The 16,283-nt window shown below is 69.1% G+C and carries 12 protein-coding genes; 6 read left to right on the forward strand and 6 right to left on the reverse strand.

All coding sequences use genetic code 11. From position 1 onward, the window contains the following. The first annotated feature begins 38 nt into the window (after nt 1–38). On the forward strand, nt 39–1,022 hold the full coding sequence (locus LT965_RS05350) for a DUF5787 family protein (protein WP_232702986.1): 984 nt from the start codon (nt 39–41) through the stop codon (nt 1,020–1,022). Nucleotides 1,023–1,027: 5 nt separating this feature from the next. On the opposite strand, the gene LT965_RS05355 is transcribed toward LT965_RS05350, so the two are convergent. The 3 genes from LT965_RS05355 to LT965_RS05365 form a co-directional block, all read right to left on the reverse strand. Then, the gene (locus LT965_RS05355; RefSeq protein WP_232702987.1) at nt 1,028–1,843 is read right to left on the reverse strand and encodes an MBL fold metallo-hydrolase; all 816 of its coding nucleotides are present in this window, start codon (nt 1,841–1,843) and stop codon (nt 1,028–1,030) included. Then, nucleotides 1,843–3,150 carry an ATP-binding protein gene (locus LT965_RS05360; protein WP_432419308.1) on the reverse strand — a complete coding sequence of 436 codons (1,308 nt, stop codon included), beginning with the start codon at nt 3,148–3,150 and terminating at the stop codon, nt 1,843–1,845. Before LT965_RS05360 ends, LT965_RS05355 begins: the two co-directional genes overlap by 1 nt. Nucleotides 3,151–3,284: 134 nt before the next feature. Next, nucleotides 3,285–4,991 carry a flippase activity-associated protein Agl23 gene (locus tag LT965_RS05365; protein ID WP_232702988.1) on the reverse strand — a complete coding sequence of 569 codons (1,707 nt, stop codon included), beginning with the start codon at nt 4,989–4,991 and terminating at the stop codon, nt 3,285–3,287. 199 nt (nt 4,992–5,190) lie between these two features. Here LT965_RS05365 and LT965_RS05370 point away from each other — a divergent pair, with 199 nt between their 5' ends. The 5 genes from LT965_RS05370 (at nt 5,191) to LT965_RS05390 (ending at nt 11,351) form a co-directional block, all read left to right on the forward strand. Continuing rightward, on the forward strand, nt 5,191–6,033 hold the full coding sequence (locus LT965_RS05370) for a hypothetical protein (protein ID WP_232702989.1): 843 nt from the start codon (nt 5,191–5,193) through the stop codon (nt 6,031–6,033). A gap of 87 nt (nt 6,034–6,120) precedes the next feature. After that, nucleotides 6,121–7,263, forward strand: a complete 1,143-nt coding sequence (locus LT965_RS05375; RefSeq protein WP_232702990.1) for a thiolase family protein — start codon at nt 6,121–6,123, stop codon at nt 7,261–7,263. Between the two features lie 112 nt (nt 7,264–7,375). Next, a complete protein-coding gene (locus LT965_RS05380; protein ID WP_232702991.1) occupies nt 7,376–8,143 on the forward strand; it encodes a glycosyltransferase in 768 nt (255 codons plus the stop codon). Next, a complete protein-coding gene (locus tag LT965_RS05385; protein WP_232702992.1) occupies nt 8,136–8,624 on the forward strand; it encodes a GtrA family protein in 489 nt (162 codons plus the stop codon). The genes LT965_RS05380 and LT965_RS05385 overlap by 8 nt, the downstream gene beginning before the upstream one ends. Nucleotides 8,625–8,699: 75 nt before the next feature. Further along, on the forward strand, nt 8,700–11,351 hold the full coding sequence (locus LT965_RS05390; RefSeq protein WP_232702993.1) for a PAS domain S-box protein: 2,652 nt from the start codon (nt 8,700–8,702) through the stop codon (nt 11,349–11,351). 67 nt (nt 11,352–11,418) lie between these two features. On the opposite strand, the gene LT965_RS05395 is transcribed toward LT965_RS05390, so the two are convergent. The 3 genes from LT965_RS05395 to LT965_RS05405 form a co-directional block, all read right to left on the reverse strand. Further along, nucleotides 11,419–13,281 (reverse strand): cation:proton antiporter domain-containing protein, encoded by a 1,863-nt coding sequence (locus LT965_RS05395; protein ID WP_232702994.1) that lies wholly within the window; start codon nt 13,279–13,281, stop codon nt 11,419–11,421. Nucleotides 13,282–13,385: 104 nt separating this feature from the next. Further along, a complete protein-coding gene (locus LT965_RS05400; RefSeq protein ID WP_232702995.1) occupies nt 13,386–15,320 on the reverse strand; it encodes an AMP-dependent synthetase/ligase in 1,935 nt (644 codons plus the stop codon). 11 nt (nt 15,321–15,331) lie between these two features. After that, nucleotides 15,332–16,240, reverse strand: coding sequence for an MBL fold metallo-hydrolase (locus LT965_RS05405; protein ID WP_232702996.1), 909 nt, complete (start codon nt 16,238–16,240; stop codon nt 15,332–15,334). Between the last annotated feature and the right edge of the window lie 43 nt (nt 16,241–16,283).

The raw sequence follows: 16,283 nt of genomic DNA on the forward strand, positions 1-16,283 counted from the left end.
ACGCGGCGTTTAACCCGGTCGGCCGCGTACGCCGGGCCGTGCGAGAGTTCGGCTTCGAACTACGACTGTCCGCCCACCTCGAAGCGGCGGGCGTGCCGGGTGTCGGGGACGCTGGCGTCGTCTCGCGGCAACTCGGCACGAGCGTCCACGCCGCCGGCGGCCGCATCGTGGACACCGTCTGCGTGCTCCCCGGACCGCAGTTCGACGCCCGGACCGAACTCACCAGCGACACGATTCCGCCCGCGATTCTCGACGGCGACGTGCGCGTCGGAGAGTGGACCCGCGTCACCCGCGCCTTCGACGGCCCGCCGGAGCGCGCCCGGTCGCTCGCCGAGCGCGGCGCCGAGACGGGTTTCCTCGACCTCACGCGCCGGAACGGCCAGCAGGTCGTCCGGCAGACCGCGCGCTACCCGGACTGGGTCGGCGGCCTCGTCGGCGTGGAGAACAAACCAGACCTCGGCCGTCCCGGCGACCTGCGACTCCAGATGCGCCACGACGCCAGCCTCGGCGTGCTGGACTACGCGGTCCTCGCGACGGCGTCCCACGTCACGCGCGCCCACCTGAATCGACTCCCGGAGGCCGTGGGCGTCTGGCGCGTCGACTTCGACAACGCCGAGCCAATCGAGGTCGTCCGCGACCCGCAGCGACTCGACTCCGCGGGGCCGGGTCTGGAGGTGCTCGACGAACACCCCGGTCGGACGGACGTCCGGCCGGTGACAGCCGGCGAGAAGGCTCGCCAGCGTCGCCGTGTCGCCGAGCGAGCGTACGGGAAGGGGTGGCGGACGTTCGACCTGCCGGCCTGCGCGGAGGCGTCCACGGGCGACGACGACGCGACGCTCCCATTCTGCGCGTTCAAGGACCGCCTCGTCGACGCCGCCGCGGAGTGCGGTCCCGACTGCCCGGGGTACGACGAGGCGGACCCGCCAGCGTCGGACCTCGACGCCGAGCGCGAGGCGGCGACGGCGTGGCGGGCGGACGCGGGCGGCCGGCGCCGGCAGTCCGGGCTCGATAGGTTCGGGTAGCGAGGTCAGAGACTGAACGTCTCACCGTCCACTGCCAGCGCGTCGTCGAACGCCTCCTCGACGGGGTAGAAGTGCGAGACGTGGACGACGCGGGTCTGGCTGGCACCCAGGTCGTCGGCGAGTGCGAGCGCGCCCTCTCTCGTCATGTGCTTCGTGCCGAACGTCCGCGGAACCCCGTTCTCGTCCTCGTGCTGGCCGCCCGCGGGGTGGTGCTCGCAGAGGTGAGCGGGCACGATGCCGTCTGCGAGCAGGAGGTCCGGGTCCTGCATGGCGTCCAGTGATTCCTCGGGAATCGCGTACGTCGTGTCCCCGGAGAGGACGAGTTTCGCGCCGTCGCGCTCGACGACCACGCCGTAGCAGAGCAGCGGCGGGTGGTCGACGGGCACGAGCGTGACGTCGAAGCCCGCCGCGTCGAACGTCTCGAACGGCGAGACCGCGGTGGGGTGCACGTTGTCGAGGTAGTCGTACTTCCGTGCGACCGTCTCGGCGACGGACTCTCCGGTCGCCGGGTCCGTCTCGTTCGCCGCGTACACCGGCAGGTCGTCGAAGAGGCGGTAGGCGTTCCCGAGGCCGTCGAGGTGGTCGAAGTGGACGTGGGAGACGACGCCAGCGTCCGGCAGCGTGACGTCCTCGCGGAGGAACTGCGTCCGGAAGTCCGGGCTGAAGTCGAGGAGGAGGGAGTCGCCGCTCTCGGCTTCGACGTGGACGGAGAACCGCGTGCGTTCGACGCCGCGTTCGATGGCCGCCCGGCAGGTGTCGCAGTCGCACCCCGGCGTCGGGGTGCCCGTGGTGTCGCCAGTGCCGAGCAGCGTGACCCGCATCAGTGTTCGTGCGCGTGGTCGTGGCCCTCCGCGGTGGTGCCGTCCTCGAGGGCGTCCTCGAGCGTGTCCAGGTTGCGGAGGTGGTCGCGGTCCTCGAAGTCCTCGACGGCGACCATGAGGTCCTCCTGGGTGAGCGTGCGGCGGTCCTCGACGAGCGCGTCCAGCACCGCCTCCCGGAGCACCAGTCGGAGGTCGCTACCCGTGAGGCCCTCGGTCTGTGCGGCGACGGCGGCCGGGTCGAACTCCGCGATGTCGAGTTCCCGGGTGACGAGCGCGAGGATGTCCGCGCGCATCGCCTCGTCGGGCCGCGGGAAGGAGAGAATCTCGTCGAAGCGCCGCCACGCCGCGGCGTCGAGTTCGTCCGGGTGGTTGGTCGCGCCGATGAGCAACACGTCGTCGTTGACGAGGCTCACCTCGTCGATGCTCTTCAGCAGCGTGTTGACGGCGCGCTTGATGGCGTTGTGCTCGTCGCCGGTCCGCGTGGTGGCGACGAAGTCGAACTCGTCCATGAACAGGATACACGGTGAGAGCCGTTTCGCCACCTCGAAGACCTTCTCGACGTTCTTCGCCGTCTCGCCGAGGTACTGGCTCGTGATCATCGACAGCTTGACCTCCACGAACGGCAGGTCGAGCTGGTGGGCGAGCCCCCGGGCGGTCGAGGTCTTCCCCGTTCCGGGCGGGCCGACGAAGAGGAGCTTCCCGATCTCGCTGAGCCCGATGGTGGCGAGGTAGTCGCGGTGTTCGATGGCCTTCGCGACCTTCGACATCTCCTCCTCCTGTTCCTCGGTGAGCACGATGTCGTCGAGGGTGACGTCGATCTCCGCGGGCGAACGCACCTCCACGAGGTCGAGCATCTCCTCGTCCTCCTCGTCGAAGTACTCCGCGAGCAGGCCGTCGATCCACTTCCGGTCGGCCTGCACGGAGCGGTTGTCCGCGCGAGCGGCCTCGTAGTCGACGCCGAAGTCCTCGCCCATCACGAACGCCAGCGTCGGGTTGTCGTGGATGCGCTCGGCGTCGGCGCGCTCCGCGAACCAGTCGATGGCCATGTCGTCGTCGACGAGTTGCATGCTGCCCGCGAACGTGTCGCGGTCGGTGAACATCAGCCCGGACACCGCGTCCCAGGGGTCCTCGACGCCGGCAGCCTCGCTGACTGCCTCCTCGGTCGCCTGTGGCGGCCGCGGAACGCCGTCGTTCTCCCAGAGTGCGCTGCGGTGTGCGGGTGGTAAGTCGTTCTCGTCGAGTTCCCGGTGCTGGTCGTAGACGCGGGCCGTGAGCAGGAATTCGACGACGTCGAGCGCCTCAGTCACTATCCGGGAACTATCCACCCGGGCGGCTTAAGAGCGTCGCAGTTGCTCCGCCGTCGGTCCCGGTCAGTCGGCCCCAACTGCGACCGACACCGCTGCTCCGGTCAGGCGGCCGCCAACGCGGCCAACACCGCTGCTCAGCTGGTCGCGTTCGCGCGGACGTAGAACACGACCGGGCGGCCGTGCTGGTAGCCCTGGTGGACGGTCCGCGTGTAGCCGCGGGCCTCGAGGTCGACCTCGAGGTTCTCCTCGTCGGATTCGAGCGTGACGACGACCGGCGGGTCGTGTTCGACGATCTCCTCGGTCTGCATCGTGCTGGAGACGTTCGCGTCGTAGACGCCGAAGTACCACGGGAGCGGCAGGCGACTGAACCACCCCTGGTAGCCGCCGCCCGTGTCCGTGTCGTTGTCGTAGTTGTCGATGCGGAGCGTCTTCTCCACCCCGAGTTCGTTCGACGAGTAGAACTCCTCGCCGTAGAACATGACGTCCACGCCGTCGTTGGTCGCGGACACCTCGCGGATCTCCGCGAGCGTCGGTTGCATCTGCCCCGAGGGCTGGGCGTACTGGACGAGCGGGTTGCCCGGCCCCTGCGCGTTCGCGTAGGAGGTCTGCGCCGCGACGGCCCCGGTGCCGGCGGCCGCGACGAGCAACACGACGGCGGCGGCACGAGCCTGGGCGGTGTTGCCGGCGGCGAGGGCGCTGCGGCCGTTGTCGAAGACGAGCGCGGCGCCGACGCCCGCGGGGACCGCCAGCGGGACGAGCGCGTTGACCATCGTCCACCCCGCCGAGATGTCCGAGACGGCGGGGTAGCCGAAGACCGAGAACAGCCCCCAGTAGAAGCAGAACGCGACGACGGCCCGGGGTCGCTCCGCGGCGTAGCGGTCGTAGAGGAAGCCCAGCAGGGCGAACGACACGAGCGCGAGGCCGCCGACCCCCAGCACGGTGAGGTCGTGTTTGAGGAACTCGATGTAGGAGTGTGTCTGCATGTCCGTCGACCCCCAGAGACCGGCGAACTCGTCGTAGGTGCCGAGCGTGGCCGCGCGCAGCACGTCGGGGGCCAGCCCGGGGTTCGTGAACAGCCGGTAGAAGTCGGGCTTCGGCGCGTAGAACGAGACAACGACGACGGCGAACTGGACGACGGCAAGCAGGAGGTGGAGTTTGTACCGCCACGCCGAGCGGAGCGCGCCGCGGACGTACGCTCTGGCCGTCTCGTACCGCGACGCCTCGTCGCTGGCGCCCGCGAGCACGAGTCGGCCGTCGAAGACGAGGACGAGCGCGCCGAGCCAGCAGACGGGGTAGAGCAGGCTGTTCTCCTTGGTCGTGAACGCGAGCGCGAACGGGAGGACGCCGGCGTAGAGGTAGCGCGCTCGCCCCGTGGAGAGCGCGCGGACGAACAGCCCGAGCGCGACGAGCATGAACGCCGCGAGCAGCAGGTCGTTGCGCATGAACCGCGAGTAGTACAGCAGGACGGGGTTGCCCGCGAGGAAGACGCCGACGGCGACTATCTCCGTTCCGCGCAGGTGGTCGCGGTAGAGCCACGCGGCCAGCGGCAGCAGGCCGCCGACGAGCGCGACGACGAGGCGCATCGCGAAGTCCGAGGGCCCGAGCAGGTCGAAGACGACGCCGTTGACGTGCGGGAGGAACGGCCCGTGGATGATGGCGCGGTACTCCCAGCCGCCGACGTCCATGTAGTGGAGGATCCAGTCGGCGACCCGCGACTCGTCCTGGTGGGCGACCCGCCAGCCGAGCGCCCAGAGGCGTGCGACCAGCGCGAGCGCGACGACTCCGAGGAGGGCTGCGACGACTCGGAGGTGTCCGTCCGAGTCGCCACGCGGCCGTGACATACCGTTGTTGTCCGGGCGACGGGGGTAAACGCTTTCCGGGTTGCGAGGACGACCGAAGGGAGTCCTCGAGGTGGCGAGCGGCGACCAGCGGGAGCCGCGAGCTGCGAAGACTAGCCAAGCGGGCCCACGGTGACGCGACAGACCTCACTGCTTGCGAGCGACCAAAGACACTTACTGCGTTCTATCGGAACTCAGAGACGTGAACGCACGCCGCCCGACTACCGCCCTCCTCGTCGCGAGTGCCGGTTGTTCCGGTCTCGTGGGCACCGACGGCCAACCCTCCGAGACGACCACGGCACCGACGACAGACACGACCACTGAAACGCCTGCCTCGACCTCCGAACAGTTGGCGCCGGGTCTCACGAGCGAGGGTGTCACCGACGCGCTCACGCTCGCGGACGCGCACCTTTCCCAGTTGGAGAACGCGAGTTTCGGGAAGGTCTCTCGCGTCAAGCACCCGAACGCGGACGACGCGTCGTTCCGGTACGTCTGGATGACGGCCGCGAACGAATCCAACTGGCGGATGAAAGTGGACGCCGCGGGGATGCCGCTCGCGTACGGACGGAGTAACGGGGTGTTCTGGCAGTACGCCGACGGGGAGAAGGTGCTGTGGCGGCTTCTCACCTCCGGGAACGGGACGCAGGGCAACGTGACGTACGGTGTCAGAAACGTCGATGTGCAAGGGAGGGGCGAGCCGATACCGCCCGAGCAGGTCTTCCCATCGGGGACTTACGAGCGTAGCCTGGTCTACTCGTTGTTCGGAAACGCAGACGTGACAGTCGAGAACGCCAGCGGGTCGACGACCACCGTAAGTGGGACAGTCGACGAGATGACCATCGGCCAGCAGCCGGTGACGGAAGTCGAATTCACTGCGACGGTGCAAGCGGACGGGTTGGTCGAATCCGTGGACATGACGTACGAGCAGGATGGCTGGCTGGTTGAGCGAATGTTCGAGTTCGAGACGACTAACCAGTCGTCGGTGAGCAAGCCAGTGTGGTACGACACTGCGCTGAATCGGACCGGCGCCGAGCCAGCATCGTAAGCTCTCGTCGAATCGGCCGCGATAAACAGCGAGCGACAGGCGTTCGGTTGTGAGAGGTTTATGGTTCGCCGTCCGCCACGTGCTAGTATGGCAAGCGAGCACACCCCGGTCGTCGCGGCGGCCTACCGGACCCCCCAGGGGAAGGACGGCGGCGTCTTCGCCGACACCCGCAGCGAGGACCTCTCGGTCCCGCTCATCGACCACATCCTCGCAGAGAACGGGCTGACGAGCGACCACATCGACGACCTCCAGTGGGGGGTCGCCCAGCAGCGCACCGAGCAGGACAACAACGTCGCGCGGGTCATCGCGCTCCTCTCGGACCTCGGCGAGGACGTACCCGCGGCCTCCATCAACCGCTGGTGTGCGTCCTCGATGGAGGCCATCATGCGCGCCGCGGACGCCATCTCGGCGGGCCAGCGCGACGCCATCATCGCGGGCGGCGTCGAGAACATGAGCCGCGTCCCGATGGACGGCAACTCCTACGAGCACCTCCACCCGGGGCTCGCGGAACTGTACAACGTCCCCCAGCTCCAGATGGGAATGACCGCCGAAGAGGTCGCCGAGCGCTACGAGATCACCCGCGAGACCCAGGACGAGTACGCCCTCCAGTCCCAGCAGCGCGCCGCCGACGCCACGGACTCCGGGCGCTTCGACAGCCAGATCGTCCCCATCGAGACGGACAGCGGCCTCGTCGAGGAGGACGAGGGCATCCGCCGCGACACGTCGATGGAGGCGCTGAGCCAGCTCCCGACGGTGTTCAAGGGCGACGGGACGGTGACGCCCGGCAACGCCAGCCAGATCTCCGACGGCGCGGCCGCGACGCTGATCACCAGCGAGGCGTTCGCCGAGGACCACAGCCTCGACGTGCTCGCGTACGTCGGCGACCACAACGTCACGGGCGTCGACCCGGAGGTCATGGGTATCGGTCCCGTCCCGGCGACGAGGGAGCTGCTCGACCGCACGGGCGAGGACATCGACGAGTTCGACGTCGTCGAGCTCAACGAGGCGTTCGCCTCCCAGGCCGTCTACTCCCGCGACGAACTCGGCGTCGACCCCGAGAAGTTCAACGTCAACGGCGGCGCCATCGCGCTCGGCCACCCGCTGGGCGCCAGCGGTGCTCGCCTCCCCGTCACGCTCATCCACGAACTCATCGAGCGCGACGCGGACAAGGGCCTCGCGACGCTCTGCGTCGGCTTCGGTCAGGGCGCGGCCATCACGTTCGAGCGGTAACCCGCACCAGCAGTTTTCGGCGGAGATTCTCCGGGCAGGTTGGCACGTTGTGACGTGCCGGGGACGGTCCGAGCCACGAAACTGATACCGCTCGCTCACGTTCGTCTACGGGATGCCCTCCCTCGGAATCGTCGTCCCCGCCTTCGAGCCGAACGTCGAGGTGCTCGTCGAGTACCTCGCAGCGCTCCGCGAGACCCTGCACCCGGAGCGACTGCACGTCGAACTCGACGAGGGGCGGCGGGAGACTGTCGGCCGACTGCAGGCTGCCGGCGCGACGGTCAACAACGCGAGACGGCGGCGGGGCAAGGGCGCGGCCATCACGGCCGGCTTCGAGGCCCTGGAGACGGACGTGCTCGCGTTCGCCGACGCCGACGGCAGCACGGGCGCCGAGTCGCTGTCGGACGTGGTGGCGGCCGTCGTGGACGGCGGCGCGGACCTGGCGGTCGGCTCTCGCCGGCACCCGGACGCGGAGGTGACGAGCCACCAGACGCTCGCCCGGCGGTTCCTCGGCGACGGGTTCGCGTGGCTCGCCGGCAACCTGCTGGCTGTCGACCTCTACGACTACCAGTGCGGCGCGAAGGCGCTCACTGCGACGGCGTGGGAGTGCGTCCGCGACCACCTCCACGAACCGGGGTTCGCGTGGGACGTCGAACTGGTGGCGATGGCGGGCGCGCTGGGGCTGCGCGTCGAGGAGGTGCCGCTGATCTGGGAGGACAAACCCGGCTCCACCGTCTCGGTGGTCCGGACGCCGGTCGAGTTGCTCGAGACGCTGCTGGCGGCCCGCCACCGCGCGAAACGGCTCGAGGACAGCCGGCTCCACGAGGCCATCGCCGCCCAGCGCGGGGAGTCAGCGGCGCTCGTCGAACGGAACCATGAGTAGCGGCGACCGCCTGCGGGGCGTCGTCCCCGAGCGCTTCGACTCGCTGGTGTCGGGCGCCCGATTCGGCCAGTTCGTCTCGGTCGGCGTCGTCGGCGCGATCAGCGACAACGCCGTGTTAGCGGCGCTCCGGCTCGGCTTCGGCGTGCCGGAGATGTGGGCGAAGGCCGCCGGCGTCGAGACGGCTATCCTCGTGATGTTCCTCGTCAACGAGCACTGGACGTTCGCGGACGAGGGGGCGACCGGGAGCGGCGCGTTCGCGCGCCGTCTCGGGACGTCCCACCTCGTGCGCTCGGGGGGCGTCGCCGTCCAGCTGGCGGTGTACTGGCTGCTCACGCAGTGGCTCGCCGTGACGCTCGTCGTCGCCGGCACCGACCTCTGGTTCCTCGCGGCGAGCCCGCTGGCCATCGCGGCCGCGATGCTCGTCAACTACGTCTTCGAGAGCGTCTTCACCTGGCAGGTCCACCGGGACGAGCCCGCGTAGGCCGGTCGGCCACGACCAGTCAGCCCGCGTAGCGGTCCACGGTGGTCTTTTCTGCGAGCCGCCAGTACCACACCCATGGACGAACAGGCGGGCACCGGCACCGCGTTCTGGGCGGACGCCGACGATGCCGAGATCCTGCAGCACTACCGGACGCTGGTGAATCTGGTCGACGACGGCATCTACCAGATCGACACCCGCGGGCGGTTCGTCGCGGTCAACGACGCAATCGTGGAGCTGACGGGGTACGCCCGCGAGGAGCTGCTCGGTTCGCACGTCTCCGTGCTGGTCGGGGAGGACGACTCCCGCCGCATCGAGCGCGAGATCGCCGAGCAACTCGCCGCCCACGAGCAGCACACGCAGACGTTCGAGCTGGCGGTGGAGACGGCCAGCGGTGCGCGCATTCCCTGCGAACTCAGGGTGAATCTGCTGGTCGTGGACGGGGAGTTCCAGGGCACGGTGGGGGTCGCCCGCGACATCCGGTCGACGGATCGCGGCCAGGAACTCCTGCGGAAGCAGCGAAAGTACGACGCCATCTTCAACGACCCGAACATCCTCGTCGGCCTGCTCGACACCGAGGGGACGGTCCTCGACGTCAACGACACCGCGATGAAGTACGTCGACGCGGACCGCGACGACGTCGTCGGCGAACGGTTCTGGGACACGCCGTGGTGGGGACGAGGCGAGGCCGTGGAGGCCGACGTCCGGGAGTGGGTCGAGCACGCCGCGGCGGGCGAGTACGTGGACTTCGAGACCGACCTCACCGACCCGAGCGGCGAGACGTACTCCATCAGCGGCTTCTTCCGCCCCGTCACGGACGACGACGGCGAGGTGGTCTCCATCATCGTCTCCGACCGCGACATCACCGAGCGCAAGCAGCGCGAGCGCGAACTCCGGGAGGTCGAGCGCCGCTACCGGACGTTCGTCGAGCACTTCCCGGACGGCGCCGTCGCGCTGGTCGACGACGACCTCCGCTACGTCACGTTCGGCGGGACGCCGGAGGGCGGTGCGGACCTGACCAGAGTGGACCTGGAGGGAGAACTGCTCCAGGAGACCCTGCCGGCCGAGGTCGCCGAGGTCGTCGTTCCGGCCTACGAGGCCGCACTCGACGGCGAGCAGTTGCGGTTCGTGGACACGGTCGGTGACCGGGTGTACCAGTTCCACTTCGTTCCGGTCCGAGACGAGGACGGCGACGTCACGAGCGTCATGGCGATGTCCCAGGACGTCACCGACCAGAAGGAGCGCGAACGGGACCTGCAGAACGCGAAGGCGCAACTCGAGGCGGCGACGGAGGCCGGCGCGGTCGGCACCTGGGAGTGGCACGTGCCCGAGGACCGCTTCGTCGCGGGTGCGTCGTTCGCGAAGACGTTCGGGGTCGACCCGGAGGACGCTCGCGAGGGCGTCTCCATCGACCAGTTCACCGAGTCCATCCACGAGGACGACCGCGAGCGCGTCCAGCGACAGGTCGACGCGGCCCTCGCGTCCTGTGGCGACTACGAGGTCGAGTACCGCGTGCAGAACGCCGACGGCGAGTGGCGGTGGGTCGTCGCCCGCGGTCAGGTGGAGTGCGACGAGGACGGCGACCCGGTGACGTTCCCCGGGACCGTCACGGACATCACGGAGCGCAAGCGCGCGGAGCGAGAGCTCCAGCGGAACAAGAACCAGCTCGAGGTGCTCATCGAGGTGCTCCCCGTCGGCGTCATCGTCGCCGAGCGCGACGGGGAGCTCGTCATGGCGAACGACGCTGCGCACGAGATCTGGGGTGGCGACGTCTTCGACGCCGACTCCATCGCGGAGTACGAGGAGTTCCCGATGTGGTGGGCCGACACGGGTGAGCCGGTGACCACCGATGAGATGATGTTGCCCCGCGTGCTCGCCGGCGAAGAGGTGACCGACCCGGTGGTCTACGAGATCGAGGCCCTCGACGGCGACCGCCGCGTCATCAGCGTCGAGGGGATGCCCGTCCGCGACGAGAACGGGGAGGTGATTCGAGGCGTCATCACCATCACCGACATCACCGAGCGCCGCGAGGCCCAGCGCAAACTCGAGGCGTCCAACGAACGCCTCGAACAGTTCGCGTACGCCGTCTCTCACGACCTGCAGGAACCACTCAGGATGGTCACGAGCTACCTCCAGCTCGTCGAACGGCGCTACGACGACGCGCTCGACGACGACGGCCAGGAGTTCATCGACTTCGCCGTCGACGGCGCCGAGCGCATGCGGGACATGATCGATGGATTGCTGGAGTACTCGCGGGTCGAGACCCAGGGCGAGGCGTTCGAGCCAGTCGACCTGGACGACGTGCTCGCGGACGTCTGCGAGGACCTGGCGGTTCGCGTCGAGGAGTCCGACGCCGACGTCTCGACCGAGTCGCTCCCCACGGTGGTAGGTGACGCCAGCCAGCTACGGCAGTTGTTCCAGAACCTGCTCTCGAACGCCATCGAGTACAGCGGCGACGACCCGCCGCGAGTCGACGTCTCCGCCGAGCGACACGGGGATGTGTGGCGTATTTCGGTCCAGGACGAGGGTATCGGCATCGACCCCGCCGAACAGGACCGCATCTTCGAGGTGTTCCAGCGCCTCCACACCCACGACGAACACCCCGGGACCGGCATCGGGCTGGCGCTGTGCAAACGCATTGTCGAGCGCCACGGCGGGGACATCTGGGTCGCCGCCGAACCCGGCGAGGGGTCGACGTTCACGTTCGAACTCCCGGCCGACGACGCGTGAGCTCTCGGCTGCTACCTGGCGAAGAGAGAGGAACGTGCAGGCACCCCGGCAGCGACAGTTCGGCCGCTCAGTCGTGCGGGTGGCACCACTCCAGCGCCTCGCGGACCGCCTCCGTCCGCCCGAGGAACGTGAGGTGGTCGCCGCGCTGGAGCGTGAAGTCCGCGTCCGGAACCTGATTGTCGCCGTCGCGGCCGACGAGCGCGATGATGCAGCCGTTAGGGAGTTCGCCGTCGACCTCCTCGATGGTGCGTCCCACGAGGTCCTCGGAGGTCACCTCGACCTCCTGGACGTCGCCCGAGCGCCCGATCTCCGTCATCCAGTTGGCGAGCGCGGGGCGCTCGATGATGTTGTCGATGCCCCACGCGGTCGCCAGCGACGAGGAGACAGTCCGAACGCCGAGGTCCTCGAAGGCGTCGACGTTGTCCGGGTTGTTCGCGCGAGCGATGATGGTCTCGACGTCGAACTTCGATTCGGCCAACTGGGCGACCAGCAGGTTGGCGTCGTCGTCACCCGTCGAGGCGACGACGATGCGGGCGCTGTCCGCGCCCGCCGACCGGAGTTCGTCGGTGTCCGTCCCGTCGCCGTGGTAGACGGTGAACCCCTCGTTCCTGGCTCGTTCGACCATCGATACGTCCCGTTCGACGATGACGACGTTCTCACCGCGGTCTTCGAGGCGCTCAGCGAGCGCCCGACCGACGGTGCCGCCGCCGACGATGATGACACGCATTGGTATGACCTCAAGTGCTTCCGCGATGTGTCTCGCGAGGCCGCCCTCGAAGACGACCGTCAGCAGGATGGTGAGGAAGACGATGCCGACGAGGAGGCTCGCGGCCCCCGGCATGCCGGCGTTCTGCAGTTCCGCGGCGAACAGCGTCGCGACCGAGGCGGGGATGATACCGCGGGGACCGACCGCGCTCATGAACGTCCGCTCGGCCGAGGAGTACCGGCCGCCGAACGTGGAGAGGAAGACCCCGATTGGACGGACGACGAGCGCGATGATTGCGACCGCGACGAGTCCCGCGAGACCGAACTGCGTGAGGTCGTCGAAGGACAGCAGCGCCGCGAGCGCGATGAACACGAACGAGAGGACGACGAGCGTCACGTCGCCCTTGAACGACTCGATGTCCTCCTCGTAGGGGAGGTCAGCGTTGCCGAGCACGATGCCGGCGGTCGCGACCGCTGCGATGCCCGCCTCGGCTTGGAGCGTGTTGGCGGCGCCGTAGGAGACCAGTGCGCCCGCGAGGACGACGAGGCGGGCGCTCTGTGGTGCGTTCCCCCGCGAGAGGTCGACGTGGTGGAGCAGGTACCAGATGATCGCCGCGACGACCAACCCGATCAGCACGCCCACGCCGAGCCGCGTCATGAAGTCCTGGATGACGGCGGTGGCCGGCAGGTCGGGGTTGATGACGACCTGGAAGACGACGATGGCGAGGATGGCGGCCGTCACGTCGTTGACGACGCCCTCCGTCTCCAGGGCGGCGCCGACGCGGTCCCGGACGGGGACCACCTCGAGGATGGGCGTGATGACCGTCGGCCCGGTGGCGACCAGCAGGCTACCGACGAGGAAGGAGATGTCCCAGCGGGCGTCCAGCAGGAAGCGGACGGCGAGTGCCGTCCCGACCAGCGAGATGGCCGCGCCGAGGGTGACCAGGCGGAGCGTCGCGCCGGGGGCCTCCCGGAGCTTCGAGAGCTTCAGGTGGAACGCCCCCTCGAAGACGATGATCGCGACAGAGAGCCCGACGACGCCGGCCAGCGTCTCCACGCTGCCGAACGACTCGATGGTCACGACGCCGAGCACTTCCGGCCCGACGACGATGCCAGCGAGGATGAGAAACAGGACGCTGGGTACCTGCAGGCGGTCCGCGAGCACCTGCGCCGCGACGCCGAGTGCGATGATCGTCGCAACGACGGGGATGATCGTCGAACTCATGTACTACCCTCCGGTGTCGGCATCGGGTGTGGGTTGTCGAGGGGAGGGTATAAAGCGCGTGGGTTGCGGCCCGAACTGCTGTTTCGACCGGCGGGAACGGCCGGTTACTCGTACATGTCGCCGATCTGGTCGGCGAATCGGTCGAGGATGTTCCGGCGTTTCTTCTTCATCGTCGGCGTGAGCATATCGTTGTCCTCGCTGAACTCGGTGGGCACGAGGCGGAACTGCTTGATCTGCTCGTAGCGCTCGAACTGCTCGTTGACCGTGTCGACCTCCCGCTGGATGCGGTCTTTCACGCGGTCGTCGCGGCAGAGTTCCGCGTCGTCCTCGGGCAGGTCGACGTCAGCCTTGCGCGCCCACTTGCGGACGCCGTCGAAGTTCGGGACGAGCAACGCGGAGACGAACTTCTGCTCGTCGCCGACGACCATGCACTGTTCGACGAGCGAACTGGCGGCGAACGCGTCCTCGATGGGGCCGGGGGCGACGTTCTTCCCCGTCGAGAGCGTGAGTAGCTGTTTCGCGCGTTCGAGGAAGCGCACGTAGCCGTCCTCGCGGATCTCGACCACGTCGCCGGTGCGGAACCACTGCTCGCCGTCGCGTTCGACGAACGCCGCGTCGGTGGCGTCCGGGAGCTCCCAGTAGCCGTCGAACACCTGCGGGCCGCGGACGAGCAGTTCGCCAGCGTCGCCGTCCGTCCGCTCCTGCTGCTCGGGGCTGGCGACGGACTCGTCGAGGTCGAGGTCGGTGTCCGGGACCGGCGGGCCGATGGTGCCGACCTTCGGCTCCTCGGCGGGGTTGACCGCGACGACCGGACTCGTCTCCGTGAGCCCGTACCCCTCGAGGATGGGGAGGCCGATGCCGTGGTAGAGCGCACACAGCTCCGGCGACAGCGAGCCACCGCCGGAGATGAAGAACTCGACGTTGCCGCCGAGGGCGTCCCGCACCTTCTCGAAGACGAGTTTGTCCGCGACGGCGCGCTTCCCGCGGAGGACGAGCCCGGGGTCGTCGGTCTCGTGATACTCGCGGCCGACGCCGACGGCCCACTCGAAGATGCGTTCTTTCGTCGGTGACTCCGTGGCCTGCTCGCGGACGGCGTCGAACAGTTTCTCGTACACCCGCGGGACGCTCGTCCCGGACGTGGGCTGGACCAGCCCGAAGTCCTCCTGCAGCGTGTCCGGGGACTCCGCGTAGCAGACGTGAGCGCCCGAGGCGAACATCAGGAAGTGGCCGGCGAGCCGTTCGAGGACGTGGGCGAGCGGGAGGTAGGAGACGACGCGGCTGGTCTCGTCGATGCACTGGCCGCTCTGCTTGTCGGGTCGCGGCCCGAAGCGCTTGCGGCACTGGTTGACGTTCTCCCGGAAGTTCCGGTGGGTGAGCGTCACGCCCTTCGGCTTCCCGGTGGTGCCGGAGGTGTAGATGAGACTCGCCAGGTCGCCGTAGTCGCGGTCGTCGATCCACGACTCGTAGGCCTCGCGGTCGTAGACCTCCCGGCCGCGCTCGTAGAGGTCGGCCAGGGAGATGGCGTCGGCGTCGGCGACGTGGTCCATCGCGACAACGAACTCCACGTCGAGGTCGTCCTCGACCTCGCGGACGCGTTCCAGTTCGGACTCCCCCTCGACGACGACGCCCGTCGCGCCGCTGTCGCCGAGCAGGTGTTCGACCTGCCGGCTACTCGACCCCGGGTAGACGGTGGTGACGGCGCCGCCGGCGGCGAGCACGCCGAGGTCGCTCTGGGCCCACTCCATGCGCGTGTGGGCGAAGATACCGACCCGGTCGCCGGGCCCGACGCCGAGGTCGCGGAACCCCGCCGCGAGGTTCCGGACGATATCTCGCATCTCGCCGTAGGAGACGTGGGCGTAGTCGCCGTCGGGTGCGGGCGGGAGCACGTCCGGCGTGAGCGCCCGGTCGTAGACGCCGCCCTTGTACCCCTGGGCGGGGCGGGCCGAGTAGCGTTCCGCCGCGTCCTCGAACATTCGCGGGAGGGTGTCCTGCCCGGTCACCTCGTCCTCGTAGGTCTGCTCGGCCTCGCGCCAGTTCATGGGCACCCCTCTCACTCCCGGTTCTTAAGATAGTGGAGAACTCCACGGACGTTCATTTTCGTTTCCGCTTCCGCCTTGCGGTCGCCCCAGATCGCCGCGACGTCGTTGGTCGCCGCGAAGTGGTCGGCGGTCGCTTCCTCCTCGCCGCGTTCGACGACCTCCCGCTCGACGGCGTCGACCCAGTCCTGGAGCACCTGCTCGTACTGGCGGAGCACGGCGTCCGTGTCCGCCGGCCCGGGTCCGAAGTGGGCGTACAGCAACACGTCGGGGTCGAGGCGCCGGATCAGTTCGGCGTCCGTGACGCACTGTTCGAGGTCGAAGTTCGGCGGCGGACTCGTCTCTCGGACGCGGTCCTGAGCGGGCACCCAGATGCCGGCGGCGTCAGCGGTGAACACCGCGTCACAGGAGTGGTCCTCGTAGACGATCTGGTGGGGCGCGTGGCCGGGGGCGTGGTGGGCCGTCAGCTCCCGGGAACCGAGGTCTACCGTGTCGCCGTCGGTCAGTTCCACGATCCGGTCCTCGGGGACCGGTTCGGGGTCGGTGTAGAACTCCCACTGGTCGCCGACCGCGCGCTTGGTCCCTTCGACGAGGCGCTCCGGGTCGACGAGGTGTGGTGCGCCGACCTCGTGGACGTAGACGTCCGCGTTCGGGCAAGCCTCGGCGAGCAACCCCGCGCCGCCCGCGTGGTCGAGGTGGACGTGTGTGACGAGGATGGCCGCGAGTTCGTCGCGCTCGACGCCCACCTCGTCGAGTGCGTCGAGGATGCGCTCGTAGTTCGTGCCGATGCCCGTGTCCACGACGGCGGGGCGGTCGGCGTCCACGACGTAGACGGAACCGTACGCCTCGGTGTCGTACATGCCGGTGTCCACGTAGGAGATCCCGGGGCACTGCTCGACCTCGAAGACGTCGCCGATACTCATGGTCCAAGCAGGGGCGGCCGCGGGCAAAAGCGTTCGCGTGGGG

Origin of the sequence: Halobacterium wangiae (assembly GCF_021249345.1) — an archaeon.
GTDB lineage: Archaea > Halobacteriota > Halobacteria > Halobacteriales > Halobacteriaceae > Halobacterium > Halobacterium wangiae.